Source organism: Paenirhizobium selenitireducens ATCC BAA-1503 (genome assembly GCF_900492185.1).
Classification (GTDB): Bacteria; Pseudomonadota; Alphaproteobacteria; order Rhizobiales; family Rhizobiaceae; genus Allorhizobium; species Allorhizobium selenitireducens_A.
The window spans coordinates 13,951-28,202 of the sequence record NZ_UEYP01000023.1 but is presented as its reverse complement, the minus strand read 5'-3'; the positions used below and the strand labels follow the sequence as shown (position 1 = coordinate 28,202).

General features: G+C 62.9%; 14 protein-coding genes. 7 read left to right on the top strand and 7 right to left on the bottom strand.

What is annotated here, in order from left to right; all coding sequences use genetic code 11:
- Nucleotides 1-93 precede the first annotated feature (93 nt).
- On the bottom strand, nt 94-1,200 hold the full coding sequence (locus RHIZ70P_RS21625; protein WP_115672632.1) for an ABC transporter substrate-binding protein: 1,107 nt from the start codon (nt 1,198-1,200) through the stop codon (nt 94-96).
- Nucleotides 1,201-1,475: 275 nt separating this feature from the next.
- Between RHIZ70P_RS21625 and RHIZ70P_RS21620 the strand changes: the two genes are divergently transcribed.
- The 3 genes from RHIZ70P_RS21620 (at nt 1,476) to RHIZ70P_RS21610 (ending at nt 2,590) form a co-directional block, all read left to right on the top strand.
- Complete coding sequence (locus RHIZ70P_RS21620) at nt 1,476-1,799, top strand: ArsR/SmtB family transcription factor (protein WP_115672636.1); 324 nt, start codon at nt 1,476-1,478, stop codon at nt 1,797-1,799.
- On the top strand, nt 1,796-2,206 hold the full coding sequence (locus tag RHIZ70P_RS21615) for an SRPBCC family protein (protein ID WP_115672630.1): 411 nt from the start codon (nt 1,796-1,798) through the stop codon (nt 2,204-2,206). Before RHIZ70P_RS21620 ends, RHIZ70P_RS21615 begins: the two co-directional genes overlap by 4 nt.
- A 171-nt stretch (nt 2,207-2,377) precedes the next feature.
- A complete protein-coding gene (locus RHIZ70P_RS21610) occupies nt 2,378-2,590 on the top strand; it encodes a hypothetical protein (RefSeq protein ID WP_115672629.1) in 213 nt (70 codons plus the stop codon).
- Nucleotides 2,591-2,960: 370 nt separating this feature from the next.
- On the opposite strand, the gene RHIZ70P_RS21600 is transcribed toward RHIZ70P_RS21610, so the two are convergent.
- The 6 genes from RHIZ70P_RS21600 to RHIZ70P_RS21575 all read right to left on the bottom strand — a co-directional run bounded on the left by RHIZ70P_RS21600 (nt 2,961) and on the right by RHIZ70P_RS21575 (nt 8,959).
- On the bottom strand, nt 2,961-4,289 hold the full coding sequence (locus RHIZ70P_RS21600) for an aspartate aminotransferase family protein (protein ID WP_115672634.1): 1,329 nt from the start codon (nt 4,287-4,289) through the stop codon (nt 2,961-2,963).
- Between the two features lie 493 nt (nt 4,290-4,782).
- Nucleotides 4,783-5,100 (bottom strand): ArsR/SmtB family transcription factor, encoded by a 318-nt coding sequence (locus tag RHIZ70P_RS21595; protein ID WP_115672626.1) that lies wholly within the window; start codon nt 5,098-5,100, stop codon nt 4,783-4,785.
- A gap of 112 nt (nt 5,101-5,212) precedes the next feature.
- The gene (locus RHIZ70P_RS21590) at nt 5,213-5,962 is read right to left on the bottom strand and encodes a HugZ family protein (protein WP_115672625.1); all 750 of its coding nucleotides are present in this window, start codon (nt 5,960-5,962) and stop codon (nt 5,213-5,215) included.
- Between the two features lie 42 nt (nt 5,963-6,004).
- On the bottom strand, nt 6,005-7,051 hold the full coding sequence (choV, locus tag RHIZ70P_RS21585) for a choline ABC transporter ATP-binding protein (protein WP_115672624.1): 1,047 nt from the start codon (nt 7,049-7,051) through the stop codon (nt 6,005-6,007).
- The gene (choW, locus tag RHIZ70P_RS21580) at nt 7,048-7,923 is read right to left on the bottom strand and encodes a choline ABC transporter permease subunit (RefSeq protein WP_115672623.1); all 876 of its coding nucleotides are present in this window, start codon (nt 7,921-7,923) and stop codon (nt 7,048-7,050) included. Before choW ends, choV begins: the two co-directional genes overlap by 4 nt.
- Before the next feature lie 79 nt (nt 7,924-8,002).
- Complete coding sequence (locus RHIZ70P_RS21575) at nt 8,003-8,959, bottom strand: choline ABC transporter substrate-binding protein (RefSeq protein WP_115672622.1); 957 nt, start codon at nt 8,957-8,959, stop codon at nt 8,003-8,005.
- Nucleotides 8,960-9,255: 296 nt separating this feature from the next.
- On the opposite strand from RHIZ70P_RS21575, the gene RHIZ70P_RS21570 reads away from it, so the two are divergent.
- From RHIZ70P_RS21570 to RHIZ70P_RS21555, 4 genes are all read left to right on the top strand, one after another.
- Nucleotides 9,256-9,639: a c-type cytochrome gene (locus RHIZ70P_RS21570; protein WP_115672621.1), complete on the top strand. Its 384-nt coding sequence runs from the start codon at nt 9,256-9,258 to the stop codon at nt 9,637-9,639.
- 230 nt (nt 9,640-9,869) lie between these two features.
- Nucleotides 9,870-10,958: a hypothetical protein gene (locus RHIZ70P_RS21565; RefSeq protein ID WP_115672620.1), complete on the top strand. Its 1,089-nt coding sequence runs from the start codon at nt 9,870-9,872 to the stop codon at nt 10,956-10,958.
- A 187-nt stretch (nt 10,959-11,145) separates the two neighbouring features.
- On the top strand, nt 11,146-12,300 hold the full coding sequence (locus RHIZ70P_RS21560; protein ID WP_115672619.1) for a hypothetical protein: 1,155 nt from the start codon (nt 11,146-11,148) through the stop codon (nt 12,298-12,300).
- A 3-nt stretch (nt 12,301-12,303) separates the two neighbouring features.
- The gene (locus RHIZ70P_RS21555; protein WP_115672617.1) at nt 12,304-14,220 is read left to right on the top strand and encodes an AAA family ATPase; all 1,917 of its coding nucleotides are present in this window, start codon (nt 12,304-12,306) and stop codon (nt 14,218-14,220) included.
- Nucleotides 14,221-14,252: the final 32 nt, after the last annotated feature.

The following is a 14,252-nucleotide window of genomic DNA, read 5'->3' as shown; positions in this document are numbered from 1 at the left end:
GGGGAAGGGGCAAGGACCTTTCTCCGTTCAGGCAAAAGAAAAGCAGCCGTCGCCGGCTGCTTTCCCTGTTTGTGTCCAGTCGAGGTGTAAACCTTATTCGACGGCGACGATCTTGCCGGCGTCCCATTTGAACAGCGAGAAGCTCTGCGAGGTGAGGTCGCCGGTTTCGCCGTAGGTGACGGCGCCGATGGCGGTGGCGATCGGTTCGCCGGTCTTCAACGCTGCTGCGACGGCTTCGGCATCCTCGGCGCTGCCGGCCTTTTCGATGCCGGCCTTCAGCACCTCGACGGCGGCATAGGCGTTGAGCGTGAAGGCTTCGGCCGGGATGCCGGCGGCGGCCAGCGCGTCGGCGGCGGCCTTGGAATCCGGGTTCTTCAGCGCGTCCGAGGCATTGGTGAAGATCGCGCCGTTGGCGGCGTCACCGCCGATCGAGGCGAATTCGCTGTTCGACAGGCCGTCGCCGCCGATGATGGTGGCCTTGATGCCGAGATCGGCGAGCTGGCGCGACAGAAGGCCGCCTTCCGGGTGATAACCGCCGAAATAGATCACCTCGACGCCCTCGGCCTTGAGGCGCGTGGTGAGCGCGCTGAAATCCTTGTCGCCGGCCGTCAGCGCGTCGTTGAAGACCTCGGTCACGCCGCCTTCGTTCAGCGTCTTCTTGAAGGCATCGGCCAGGCCCTTGCCGTACTGGCCCTTGTCATTGATGATGCCGACCTTCTTGTCCTTCATGTTGGCAAGAACGTATTTCGCGGCGACCTCGGCCTGCTGGTCGTCGCGGCCGCAGGTCCGCAGGACATTGGTCAGGCCGCGATTGGTGAGGTCCGGAGCCGTCGCGGTCGGGGTGACCATCAGCACGCCGTTTTCGGCCAGCACGTCGGAGGCCGGAATGGCGACGCCCGAGGTGACCGGGCCGACGACGAAGCGGATGCCTTCGCCGACGAGCTGGTTGGCGGCCGAGACGCCCTGCTTCGGTTCGCCGGCATCGTCGGCCATCTTCAGGACGACAGTCTCGCCGTTGATGCCGCCGGCCTTGTTGATCTGATCGACGGCGACCTCGGCGCCGTGCTTGACCTGCTCGCCATAGGCGGCGACCGGGCCGGTCAAGGGCGCGATCAGGCCGATGACGATCTCGGCGCGGGCTGTCGACGCGAAGGCGAGGGCGGCGACCAGGGCGGTGCTCGTCAGCAATTTCAGGTTCATGGGTTTCTCTCCTTGGATGGCGATTTTTTTCCGGCTGCTCCCGAACAGCCCGTCTTTTCCCGGCAGCCTTTGACGTCGCCGGTTTGGTGGTGGGGCTTTTTTAGCCGAGCCTCATTAGACACCGTGACGAGCCGGGTGGCCAGTCGGATTTTATGTTGTATGCTACGTATTATTGCAGTGCTGGTTTGCGTTTTCCGCATCCCAGGCCATCTCTTGACAAACGCATAACTGAAGAGTTATGGGAATTTATTAATAGCCACAGAGTTATGTATTCGATGAGCGATGCACCTGACCTGCTTTTCTCGGCCCTGGCCGATCCGACCCGCCGGGCGATCTTCGAGCGTTTGTGCCGCCGGGGCGAACAGACGGTCGGGGTGTTGACCGCGCAGGCCGGGGTGTCGCAGCCGGCGGTGTCGAAGCATCTTGGCGTATTGAAGCGGGCGGGGCTGGTGACCGACCGGCACGCCGGGCGCCAGACGCATTACAGCGCAAGGCTCGAGGCGCTGGCGCCGCTCAGCGACTGGACGAAACAGATGACCGGCTTCTGGGAAGGCCGGTTCGACGATCTCGAAGACCTTTTGAAGAGGATGGATCAATGACCGATTCCGCCACCAAGACCCTTTCCGTGGTCGTCGAACGGGAATTGCCGCATCCGCCGGAAAAGATCTGGCGCGCGCTCACCCAGCCGCATCTGATCGAGGCATGGCTGATGAAGAACGAATTCAAGCCGGAACGCGGTCATGCGTTCACGCTCAAGGCGGACTGGGGCACCGTGGAATGCAGCGTGCGGGCGGTCGAGGAAAACCGGCGGCTGTCCTACAGTTGGGACGCAAAACCGCTGGAGAGTATCGTCACGTGGACGCTGACGCCGACGGAAAGGGGCACCATGCTGCGCATGGAGCAAACCGGCTTCAAGGCCGACCAGCCGATGTTCTATGGCGGTGCCAAGCATGGCTGGCCGCGCTTCTTCGACAGCCTGGAAGACGTGCTGGCGCGCATGGACTGAGGCGGTCGGCCCCTCCTTCCTCGACGCGGAATGCCGGCCCCTGATGCCGTCCTCATCAAACGGTCCCCCCGGATGGCGGGGCTGCGGACGGCGCGGCCGTGCCTTCACCGGAACCCAATGCGATTACCACCGGGCCAGCCTGTGCGGCCCGCAATCAGGAGGAGTGCTCCCATGCGCTGGAACACATGGATCAGGCAAATGCACCGCTGGCTGTCGCTCGCCTTCACGCTGGCGGTGATCGCCAATATCGCCGCGATGAGCCTGCAAGCCCCGGCCGTCTGGATCGGCCTGCTGGCACTGGTGCCGCTCATCCCGCTTCTGATCACCGGGATATACCTGTTCGCGCAGCCCTATCTGGCGCGGCGGCGTGCCGTAGAGGGGTAGGGCACACGGTTGGCGGCTGACGGCGACGCCCTCTTCTCCCCAACGGGGAGAAGATGCCCGAAGGGCAGATGAGGGGGGCCCGTAGGCCCCGGTCGCTGCCACCGGAATGGACCACGCCTCGGTCGTGTATCGGGGGCTACCCCGCATGACCCGTCACCCATTCCCGGTCTCAGGGGCTTCGCCACCCCCTCATCCGGCGCTGCGCGCCACCTTCTCCCCGCTGGGGAGAAGAGGGGACGCGGGCGCGCTGCCCGCTGCACGGGTGGCAGCGGCGAACGCTGTGCCCGGTGCCACGCATGAATTGGCGAGTGGCCGAAACGAAAGAAGCGGCCGTTTCCGGCCGCTTCGGATTTTAATATGAACCCTGAGCTCAGATGTTCGCCATCAGAACCTTGCGGAGCTTGTCGAACAGTTCGTCGATCTCTTCGGTCGAAATGATCAGCGGCGGCGACAGCGCGATGATGTCGCCGGTGGTGCGGATCAAAAGGCCGGATTCATAGGCCTTGAGGAAGGCGTTGAAGGCGCGCTTGGTCGGTTCGCCGGCGATGGGCGCGAGTTCGATGGCGCCGATCAGGCCGATATTGCGAATGTCGATCACGTTCGGGCAGTCGGCCAGCGAATGCAGCTTCTCTTCCCAGTAGGACGCAAGCTCGGCGGCGCGGGTCAAGAGGCCCTCTTCCTTGTAGGTATCGAGGGTGCCGAGTGCTGCGGCCGAGGCGATCGGATTACCGGAATAGGTGTAGCCGTGGAAGAACTCGATCAGATGTTCCGGCCCGGTCATGAAGGCATCATGGATCTCGGAGGTAACGAAGACCGCGCCCATCGGGATGACGCCGTTGGTCAGCCCCTTGGCGGTGGTGATGATGTCGGGCTTCACGTCGAAATACTGCGCGGCGAACGGTGCGCCGAGGCGGCCGAAACCGGTGATGACTTCATCGAAGATCAACAGGATGCCGTGCTTGGTGCAGATCTCGCGCAGGCGCTGGAGATAGCCCTTCGGCGGGATCAGCACGCCGGTGGAGCCGGCCACCGGTTCGACGATGACGGCGGCAATCGTCGATGCATCATGAAGCGTGACGATGCGTTCCAATTCGTCGGCGAGATCGCCGCCGTGCTCGGGCATGCCCTTGGAAAAGGCATTCTTGGCCGGCAGGTGGGTGTGCGGCATGTGGTCGACGCCCGTCAGCAGCGTGCCGAACATCTTGCGGTTGGTGACGATGCCGCCCACCGAGATGCCGCCGAAATTGACGCCGTGGTAGCCGCGTTCGCGACCGATCAGGCGGGTACGCGATCCCTGACCCTTCACCCGCTGGTAGGCGAGCGCCACCTTCAGCGCGGTTTCGACCGATTCCGAGCCGGAATTGGTGTAGAGGACATGCGCCATATTGTCGGGCGCGAGGTCGACCAGGCGGTTGGCAAGCTCGAAGGCCTTGGGGTGGCCGAGCTGGAAGGCCGGGGCGTAGTCGAGTTCGCCAGCCTGTTCGCGGATCGCCTCGGTGATCTTCGGGCGGCAGTGGCCGGCATTCACGCACCAGAGACCGGCGGTGCCGTCGAGCACCTGGCGGCCGTCATGGGTCGTGTAGTACATATCCTTGGCGCCGACGAACAGGCGCGGTTCCTTCTTGAACTGGCGGTTCGCGGTGAACGGCATCCAGAAGGCGCGCAGGTCGTTGGGCGTGGTATTCAAGCGGTTGGACATAATGCTCTCCATGGCCTTTTTCGTTGCGGGCGGCCATTTCCCGGTCGGCGGCGATCGGCCGGATATTTCGTAGAAAACCCGGCCAAATTAGCAGCGCGACCAAGGTCGTCAACCGGCATCAACAAACATCATGAGTGCTCAAGGTTCCGGTTATGATTTGCCGCGGCTGTGGCCGGCCGGGGGCAGGGGAGTGCGGCCTGCCGACTCAAGCTTAGGGCAAGCTCGGTGAGGGAATGTGAGAATGGCCGGGAGATCGTTCCCGAGGGCAGTCTGGGCGCCTTCCGGCAAGACCGGCGGCAAGCGCTGGCAGGTACCGGCCCCGGCGTTCCCAAGCGACGGGTCGGTGCCTGCGTTTTCCGGCAAGAGAAAGACCGGCAAATCAAGGATCTGCCGGTCAGGATCTTCTCAGAACGTCATGTCAAATTGCCGCCATTGGAGCGGTCGAATGATGAATTCGACCGATCGCCTTCTCGCCGCGGAAACGGGCGGGGCGTCAGGCGGCCGATTTATTGGCGCTGGTCGAGCAATAAATGTCTTCCAGCGTGCCGAGGATCTTGATGACCGATTCGGAGGTGCTGGAATAATAGATCGTCTGCGCGTCGCGGCGGGTCTTGACCAGCTTCTGGGCGCGCAATTTCGAAAGATGCTGGGACAGGGCCGACTGGCTGAGGCCGACCTGCGCGGCGAGAACGCCGACCGGGACCTCGCCCTCGACGAGGCTGCAGAGGATCATCAGTCGCTTGGGATTTGCCATGGCCGAGAGCAGGCCGGCGGCGGGAATGGACTGTTCGGACAATGCCTTGGTTTTCATCAGATCAACTTTCGTTAGCCGGGGCCTCGGGAGGAAAGGCGACGGTTTGCAATCCATCAAATTGGTTATACAGGAACTCTAACAAGTGCCAAAAAATTGTATATGCCTAAATTTAAGGTATCGGGTATGCTGTATTAGTTATCTCTGAATAGAGCTCTGCCCGTGAGCTTATTAGACGCCCGAAATCGTGTCTAACCAGTAAATCTCCACAAATAAGATCGATTCCCGCCCGGTCGATGCCACAAAAAGCCCATTTTCCCGGCTTCTGCCCGCAGCGTCCGGTGGCCAGAAGGCTGGCGAGTTCTGGTTTCGTACCTGCTAATTCTCGCACTAGCTCGACCTCCTGTCCCGAGATTTCGCCGCCTGTTTCGGCGGCGATGACAAAGTCCTCGCCCGGCAGGAGATAGGCGCGGCCGAAGCCGCCGTTGAGGCTCGCCGACTGCGGCGCGAGGCGGAAGAAGCGGAAATCGGGAAAGTCGATATAGAGTTTCGCCTTCGGGTGGCGGGCGATGAAGCGCGCCCGCAGGCGCTGGTGGACGGGACCGTCACGCTCGACCGTTTCGGCCAGGCAGGAGAGGGTCAGGCGCGGATGGGCCAGCGGGTCGCCCTTGCCGGGCTCGCCGGCCAGCAGGGACACCCTTCGATCCTTGTCGAGCGCCCTGGTATGCGCCGAGAGCGCCGAGACGAGGATGACCGGGCTGCCGTCGGTATCGGTCGCCAGCAGCACGCGGCTGACCGAGGGATAACCGCTTTCCGGCTCGAGAACGGCGAGGGCGACATAACGCGCCGACCTGAGAAGGCGACGGGCAAGCATGCGTGCCTCATCGTCCGTCTCGCGTATCACCGATGGTTTGTCCGTCATGGTTCTTTCCGTTTCACGCGATCGCCTGAACGGATCGTCCATTCAAGCCTTGCGCCGGTGCAGGGTCAATCCGGCGACGACATCCTGGGCGGAGATCGTCCCGATGATCGCGCCATTGTCAACCACGCCGATCGTGCCGGGTTGTCGCGCCAAAACGTCGAGGATCTCGACGAGCGGTGTCTCCGGCTTGGCCGTGCCGGCGACGGCCCCTTGAGAGGTGGCTGTGACGATGCCGTGATGCATGACGTCGCGGGCCGTCAGCATGTTGATCGGGTTCATGTTCTGGACGAAATCGGCGACATACTGGTCGGCCGGGTTGCGGACGATTTCCTGCGGCGTGCCGCACTGGATGATGCGTCCGCCTTCCATGATGGCGATACGGTTGCCGATGCGGAAGGCCTCGTCGAGGTCATGGCTGACGAACAGGATGGTCTTCCTCAGGCGATGCTGGAATTCGAGAAGTTCGTCCTGCAACCGGGTGCGGATCAGCGGGTCGAGGGCCGAGAAGGGTTCGTCCATCAAAAGGATCGGTGCACCGGTGGCAAAGGCGCGTGCGAGCCCGACGCGCTGCTGCATGCCACCCGAGAGCTCGTTGACCTTGCGATCGGCCCATTGGGTGAGGTTGACGAGTTCCAGCTGTTCGCCGACGGCGCGGCGGCGATCGGCCTCCGAGACACCTGCGAGTTCCAGCCCGAAGCCGACATTTTCCGCCACCGTGCGCCAGGGCAGGAGACCGAACTGCTGGAACACCATCGAGACGGTGTGCATCCGCAGGTCGCGCAATTGTTGCGGCGTACAGGTGTAGGGATTGGTGGTCCGGCCTTCGTTGAACACCTGCACATCGCCGCGCACCACCGGGGCAAGCCCGTTGACGGCGCGCAGAAGCGTCGATTTGCCCGAGCCCGACAGGCCCATGAGCACCAGGATCTCACCCTCCTTGATCTCGAGCGAGGCATTGGCGACGCCGAGCACCAGACCGGTCTCGGCGCTGATCTCGTCGCGGCTGCGTCCCGCATCCGCCAGGTCGAGCGCCCGCTGCGGATTTGATCCGAATATGATCGAGACATTGTCGAACAGGACGGCGGTCATGCGGCGTCTCCTTCGTCGGATGACCGGAAGATGCGGTCGAGGATGATGGCGAGGATGACGATGCACAGGCCGGAATCGAAGCCCTTGGCGATGTTGACGGTGTTGAGCGCGCGGACGACCGGCACGCCGAGGCCGCTGGCGCCGACCAGCGCGGCGATCACCACCATCGACAGCGACAGCATGATCGTCTGGGTGAGACCGGCCATGATCTGCGGCATGGCGAAGGGAAGCTCGACCTTGCGCAGCACCTGGGAGGGGGTGGCGCCGAAGGCCTGGGCCGCTTCGACCAGCGAGGGCGGGGTGGAGATGATGCCGAGCCGGGTGAGCCGGATCGGCGCGGGGATGGCGAAGATGACGGTGGCGATCAGGCCCGGCACCATGCCGAGGCCGAAGAGGATGAGCGCCGGGATCAGGTAGACGAAGGTCGGGATCGTCTGCATCAAGTCGAGAATGGGCCGGATGATCGAATAGAGCCAGGGGCGCCTGGCCGCGGCGATGCCGATCGGAACGCCGACCACCATCGATACGCCGGTGGCGGCGAGCACCAGTGCCAGCGTCTCCATCGTCTCTTTCCAGTAGCCCTGGTTGTAGATCACCAGCAGACCGACGAGCGTGAAGGCGGCGACGCCGAGCGATCGGCGCATGAACCAGGCCACGCCGGTGAAGACGGCGATCATCAGCAACGGATAGAAGTCCGCCAAGGCCGTGCCCTTCAGATAGGGGGCCTGGAGGACGAACAGCATCGCATTGATCGAGGCGTTCAGGATCATCGCGATGAAGTCGAAGAAGAATTTGAGATTGGTGGTCAGCCAGTCGACCGCGTGCTTTGCGCCCATCCCGATCGGGATCTTGTAATCTGTCAGCCAGTCCATGGTTCCCCGGTGCCTTTTCGGCTTGTCATACTCCTGATGAAGAAGGAGCGGCTCTCGCCGCTCCTCAGGTCAGTTGCCGTTAAAGGCCGAGCGCGCTCTTGACCGCCGGCAGGGCCTCGCCGCCGTCCTTGGTGGTGACGCCGGCCAGCCAGGGCTCGATCGCCGCGCCATTGGCCTTCAGCCAGTCGGTGGCCGCGACTTCCGGATCCTTGCCGTCGTTGAGGATCCCGCCCATGACCTGGTTCTCCATGTCGAGCGAGAACTTGAGGTTGGTGATGAACTTGCCGACGTTCGGGCATTCGGCGAGATAGCCGGCGCGGACATTGGTGTAGACTTCGGCGCCGCCGAAGTTCGGGCCGAAGGTCGCGTCGCCGCCGGTCAGGTAGGTCAGCTTGAAGGTGGAGTTCATCGGGTGGGGGGCCCAGCCGAGGAAGACCACCGGTGTGCCGTCCTGCTCGGCGCGGGCGACCTGCGCCAGCATGCCCTGCTCGGACGACTCGACGACCTCGAAGCCTTCGAGGCCGAATTCGTTCTTCTCGATCATTTCGAGCACGAGGCGGTTGCCGTCATTGCCCGGCTCGATGCCGTAGATCTTGCTGTCCAGCGCATCCTTCTGCTTGGCGATGTCGGCGAAGTCCTTGATGCCCAGTTCAGCACCCTTGGCATTGGTCGCCAGCGTGTACTTCGCACCTTCCAGGTTCGGGCCGTAGGATTCAACCGACTTGTCGTCGATGTAGGGCTTCACGTCATTGGCCTGGCTTGGCATCCAGTTGCCGAGGAAGACGTCGATGTCCTTGTTCTTCATCGACGTGTAAGTGACCGGCAGAGAGAGAACCGTCACCGTCGGCTCATAGCCGAGTGCCCTGAGGATCACGGATGCGGTGGCGGTGGTCGAGGTGATGTCGGTCCAGCCGACATCGGAGAAGCGCACGGTGGCGCAGCTCTCGGCTTCGGCCGCCATGGAAGGGGTGGAGGACAGCGCCAGGATCGCGGCGGCCGCGACGATCGTGAAGCGCTGGAAATTGCCTTTGGTCATTGAGATGCTCCCGGTTTTTTTTAATGTTCCCAAGTCAACAATCTATACACCACAAAAGCAAGCGCACACGCGCATTTGCGCCTTATTCCCCTCCCTGTTTGCGACGTTGTGCCTAGCTTCCGGATCGATTCCTAAGTCGCGCTTGACCCTGCCGGAGGCCCTGGGATCATTGCGCATCCCGGCCTTGCCGAAAGCCGCGGCATAGCGTCCTGTGGAAATCGCCGCAGGAGTGCTATAGTTTACCATCTGGACGCCCCGCATCATCGCGGCGCGCCGCGAATTCAAAGGGAGAGTTCATGAAACTTCGTTGTCTGATCCTGGCTGCCGCGCTGACCGTTCCGGCAGCCGCAGCCTTCGCCGAAGGTGATGCCGTCGCCGGCGCCAAGGTGTTCAAGCAGTGCCAGGCCTGCCACTCGGCCGTCGATGCCAAGAACAAGGTCGGCCCCAGCCTGATGGGTGTCGTCGATCGTCCGGTCGCCACCGTCGAGGGCTTCAAGTATTCGAAGGCCATGACGGAGTTCGGCGCTGACGGCAAGGTCTGGTCCGAGCAGCTTCTGACCGAGTACCTGCCCAAGCCGCGCGAACTGGTCAAGGGCACGACCATGACCTTTGCCGGGCTGAAGAAGCCGGAAGACATCGCCAATGTCATCGCCTATCTGAAGAACCCGACCGCCAAGTAATCGGCTCGGTTGATCAATGCTCGATCTACGGGCAGCGGTGCGCAGGCGTGCCGCTGCCCGTTTTTATTTGCCTGCTCTTGCAGGCGCTTCGCCAGCCTCCATATCAGACCAGTATTTTTCTGTCCGGCGCAAGCGACGGCGGTTCTAATATCATTGATTTGTTATAAGGTTGCGGTCACATGCCGCTTGGGCCGGGCCAAGAACCGGCGACAGTTCAGGGAGACGATCGCATGGCCTCGCTACAGTCCTTCGACAGCGAAATCGAGAAGACCCGCACCATCGTCAACGAAGTCAGGGGCAAGATGGAGCAGTCGGGTGTCGTGCTCGACCAGTTCGCCAAGGCCGAAACCAAGCTCGGCGACGTCAATTTCGACATCGAGAACGCGCGCATCGAGGACGTCATCAAGCAGCAGAAGGTGATGGAGGCGAACATCGCCGACCTGATCATCGGTCTCGAAGACGCCACCAACGTGTTCGGCGCCGAATTCGAGAGCATGAAGAGCTATACCGGCTACGAGAAGTTCATCGGCATCTTTTCCAAGCAGAAGGCGCAACGCATGCGCACCGACCGCGTGCGCAACATGTCACTGGCCGGAAACCTGCAGGAACTGCTGGCAAAATCCGACAGCATCGTCGGCATCCTGAAGGACCAGCGCACCGTGCTCGACCAGCGCTACAAGAGCTCCGAGCAAAGCCTGATCCAGGTTATCGAAAGGCGCAAGCTGACGGTCGCCAATCTCGAGACGACGCAAAAGCGCATCGAGGAACTGAACCCGATGTTGCTCGACATCGAAAACCGGATCGCCGCTTCGACCGACCAGTCGGTGCGCACGCAGCTCGAGGGGGAGCGTTCGAAGCTGGCGACCGAGTACAACCAGGCGCAGGCCAAGGAACAGGAATTGCTGGCCGAGAGCCAGACGCTGGAACGCTATACCTCGATGTTCCAGACCTTCGTCGACAGCCTCAACAACCAGATCGCCGCGCAGAACACGCTGATCAACAAGCTGACCATCGATACCGAGCAGCGCATCGTGCTCTACAAGGCGCTGGAAGATTCGCTGAAGACGGCGGCCCAGCAGGACGTGGCGCACAAGATCAACACACTCGGCAGCCAGGTCGACACGGCGGCGGAGGAGACCATGGCCGGCGTCGGCGCCGCCGCCCAGAAGCACATCGGCGACCTCCTGGAACTGCACGAGAAGAACATGCTGGCGACGCAGGACATCCAGCGCCGCAAGAAGCTCGCCGACGAGGCCTTTGCCCGCCGTTTCCAGGCGGTTCTCGAGAAGCACAACTCGGCCAATTACGTGAAGTCGTGATGGGATCGCGCGAAAAAATCCCCTCCCCAACCCCTCCCCACAAGGGGGAGGGGCTCGCGCCGCGCTTCCGTCCGGTCGAAGTGGCTCGGCGGCGCTGGGACGTCTCTCCCCCCTTGTGGGGGAGATGGCCGGCAGGCCAGAGGGGGATGTCGCGGCATTTCCCTGCAATTGCAGAGGCCTTCCGCCGATGAACGTCGCTGCCGGCAATAACGGGGCGGTCGCCCAGTATTTCAACACCATTCGCGCAGCGCTTGGCGGGCTGGAGACCTATCTGTCCAATCCCGAGGTCACGCTGCCGGGCAGCGGCTTTGCGGGACAGCTTCTGCTTCCCTATGTCGAGCGGCTGAAAAACTCGTTTGCCTGCTGGGAAAACCGCATCGGATTTACCGACCAGTTCCGCATTTCGCGCGCCGAGAGCGGTTTTCCGGTGTTCCAGAACGTGCTGGAGCTGGAAAACGACCGGTTGAGCGCGGAAAAGCGGCTCGCCAACCTGCCGGACGCCAAGGCGATGCGGTCGGAAATGGTCGATTTCATCCTCCGGCACAAGGCGTTTCCGGCCGCCCTGCAATCGCAGATGGCCGAGCGGATCTATCTCGAGCAGATCGGCAAGGGGGAGATCTTCTCGCCCTTCGTCCTGCCCGAGACGGTGCGGGTGACGGTCAGCGAAAAATCCGGCCGACCCCTTTACGTCGTGACCTGGGCGGTGTTCGACGGGACGAGCACGCTGCCGATGATCTATGTCGCGGATGTCGAGGATTCCTCCGACAGCGTCCGCGAACTGCTGGTCGGCAAGGATGGCAGGCTCAATCCCGATGTCGAGATTCCGCTGCCGGTGGGCGGGCTGCTCAATCCGCAACTTGCCGCGCAGTTCGACGATTTTGCCGCCAAGAACGGCGCCTATTCACTGACGCCGGCAACGATCGCCACCAACATGGACAAGGACTTCCCGACGCTGCACCCGAAACAGTTGCGCCGCATCGTGCTCGGGCCGTTCTATTCGGCCGGCATCACCGAGAACAATGCACGGATCAACGAGATCCTGTCGCGGGTACGCAAGCCGGAAAACGCCTGGCTTCTCACCTGGACCATGCAGGAAGTGTTTTCCAAGGCCGAGCGCCCGGCGGTCAAGGGCTTCTTCTCCTCGACCCCGGCAAGCCAGGAATTCCATATCGAGACCAACGACCTCGAAGCCGCACGCATGGGCGTCTCGGCCTATGAGAAACACGCGCTGGTGCCGCACGACGCCTACCAGGCGCTCTATGCTTCCGGCGAGGCGAATGCGATCTTCGGCAATTACAAGGTCCATGTCATTTCCGGGAACAATGTCGTCAGCGAGGTCTAGCCGATGAGCAACGGGTTGAACGCAGGCCTCACCACCATCCGCGAAGACGAGATCGCCCGGCATCTGGCCGTGGCGCAGGCGCTGGTGACGCGGTTCGTGGCGCTCGATCCGGGCGAGGGAACGGCGGGAACGGCGCTGGCCGGCACCGGGCGGCGCTTCGTCTCGACGGTGTCGACCGGCGGCGTGCGCCGCACCCGCGAGGTGGAGCTGGCAAAGACCATCCAGTCGGCCGGCAGCAGCGATCCGCTTCTGTCGCCGACCCAGCATGGCGTGCTCTACCGGGTGCGGCGCGGCATCCAGGTGGCTCTGGCGATCGGCGAAGTGTTCGGTCGGCAGACGGATCTGGAACAGTTGCAGGCGCGCAATGTGACCGCGCCCTTGCAGGGCGAGGAGGCGGCCCGGTTCAAGGCGCTGCTGTCGGCCTCGGCCTATGTCGCGGCCTTTTCGCTGGCCGCCTATCTGCTCTCGGCGCTGGCCGGAGAGGGCGAGCCGGTCAACGACACGCCGGAACCGGACTTCCTGTTCGACACGCCGCAGGATGCGCTGAAAAGCATGGTGGCGGGGCTCGATGCGGCGCTGAAAGGGGCCGCCGACGACACGACGCTCGGGCAGCGGGCGCGGGCCTTTGCCCGCGCGGCGATCGACGGGCTGTTGACCCGCAAGACGCGGTTCACCGGGCTTTCCGCCTTCGAGAACACGCATATCCGCATCGACCAGGACGATTTCACCCTCGACGGCTTCGACGTTGCGCCCGGTCAGCGGCGCAAGCCGCTCATCATGACCTTCAAGAAGCCGGAGGAAATCGTCGGCAACCACATTGCCAAGTTCCAGGCGATGAAGCTCGCCAAGATGCTGATGGCCTTTGACTTCGACCGGCAGATGAATCCGTTCGTCGAACTCGGCGGTTTTCTCTTCACCTTCATCGGCGACGGCATGCCGGGGACCGGCAAGACGATCCTGATCCAGATGATCGCCGGTCTGCTCAACGACTACTGCCAGGTGGCCGGCTATGCCTTCCACTACGAGAATTTCGGCGTCGACCAGATCTCGTCCTACCAGGGCAAGTCGGGGCAGAATTGCAAGGCCTTCATCGACAATGTCGTCAATCCGCGGGTCATCGGCTTCGGCACGATCGACGACGTCGACCAGGTGGCGGCCAAGCGGTCCGACGACCGGGCGTCGGCAGGCCAGCACGAAATCACCGCCGTGCTGATGGAGGCGTTTGCCGGGGCGTCCACCGTAGTGCGCGGCAACTGCACCTTCGGCATGTTCTCCAACTATCCGGAAAACGTCGACGATGCGCTCAGGCAACGGGCCGGGGCGCGCTGGCTGGTCGACGGGCCGCAGACGGAAGAGGACTATATCGACATCTTCGCGCTGCTGATCGGCAAGAACCACAAGATCCCGCTCGGCGATCACCAGCTGTTTGCCAAACAGGAGATCAAGCGGGCGGTCGGCGTTTCCTACGAGAAGCACGGCCGGCCGGAGGAAGCGGGGCTGGTCGCGGTCTGGGAGCGCTTCGAGAAGGAACGCGGACGGATCGAGACGCTCGCCGACATCGGCGCCTATCTGCACGAGATCAAGCTTTCCGAGCCGCGCTTTACCGGCCGGGCGATCAAGAATATCACCGATGCGGTGAAGATGCGGGCGATGGACGTGGAACTGCCGGACGAGTGGTTCGCGACGCCGGAAGTCTTCATGCACAAGCCCTACGACGAGAAGAAGGCGATGATCGCCGAGCTGCGCGGGCCGGTGACGATGGAGATGATCCTGCAGGAGATCAACCGCTATGCCGACAGCGAATTCCGCTATGCCGACAAGTCGGACGAGGCGGCGGTCAACGAGATCATCCGCCGGGAGCGGCAGCGGGAACGGGCGATTGGAGAGATCGAGGCGTTGAAGCGGGAGGGGAAGTGGTAGGGGGGAGAAATATGCGCGAGGAATTCGCTATT

Excerpts from the sequence above, each read along its gene's own strand:
- RHIZ70P_RS21570 (WP_115672621.1), top strand. The coding sequence starts at position 9,256 with ATGAAACTTCGTTGTCTGATCCTGGCTGCCGCGCTGACCGTTCCGGCA.
- RHIZ70P_RS21625 (WP_115672632.1), bottom strand. The coding sequence starts at position 1,200 with ATGAACCTGAAATTGCTGACGAGCACCGCCCTGGTCGCCGCCCTCGCC.
- RHIZ70P_RS21620 (WP_115672636.1), top strand. The coding sequence starts at position 1,476 with ATGAGCGATGCACCTGACCTGCTTTTCTCGGCCCTGGCCGATCCGACC.
- RHIZ70P_RS21575 (WP_115672622.1), bottom strand. The coding sequence starts at position 8,959 with ATGACCAAAGGCAATTTCCAGCGCTTCACGATCGTCGCGGCCGCCGCG.
- RHIZ70P_RS21595 (WP_115672626.1), bottom strand. The coding sequence starts at position 5,100 with ATGAAAACCAAGGCATTGTCCGAACAGTCCATTCCCGCCGCCGGCCTG.
- RHIZ70P_RS21600 (WP_115672634.1), bottom strand. The coding sequence starts at position 4,289 with ATGTCCAACCGCTTGAATACCACGCCCAACGACCTGCGCGCCTTCTGG.
- RHIZ70P_RS21560 (WP_115672619.1), top strand. The coding sequence starts at position 11,146 with ATGAACGTCGCTGCCGGCAATAACGGGGCGGTCGCCCAGTATTTCAAC.
- choV (WP_115672624.1), bottom strand. The coding sequence starts at position 7,051 with ATGACCGCCGTCCTGTTCGACAATGTCTCGATCATATTCGGATCAAAT.
- RHIZ70P_RS21590 (WP_115672625.1), bottom strand. The coding sequence starts at position 5,962 with ATGACGGACAAACCATCGGTGATACGCGAGACGGACGATGAGGCACGC.
- RHIZ70P_RS21555 (WP_115672617.1), top strand. The coding sequence starts at position 12,304 with ATGAGCAACGGGTTGAACGCAGGCCTCACCACCATCCGCGAAGACGAG.
- choW (WP_115672623.1), bottom strand. The coding sequence starts at position 7,923 with ATGGACTGGCTGACAGATTACAAGATCCCGATCGGGATGGGCGCAAAG.
- RHIZ70P_RS21610 (WP_115672629.1), top strand. The coding sequence starts at position 2,378 with ATGCGCTGGAACACATGGATCAGGCAAATGCACCGCTGGCTGTCGCTC.
- RHIZ70P_RS21565 (WP_115672620.1), top strand. The coding sequence starts at position 9,870 with ATGGCCTCGCTACAGTCCTTCGACAGCGAAATCGAGAAGACCCGCACC.
- RHIZ70P_RS21615 (WP_115672630.1), top strand. The coding sequence starts at position 1,796 with ATGACCGATTCCGCCACCAAGACCCTTTCCGTGGTCGTCGAACGGGAA.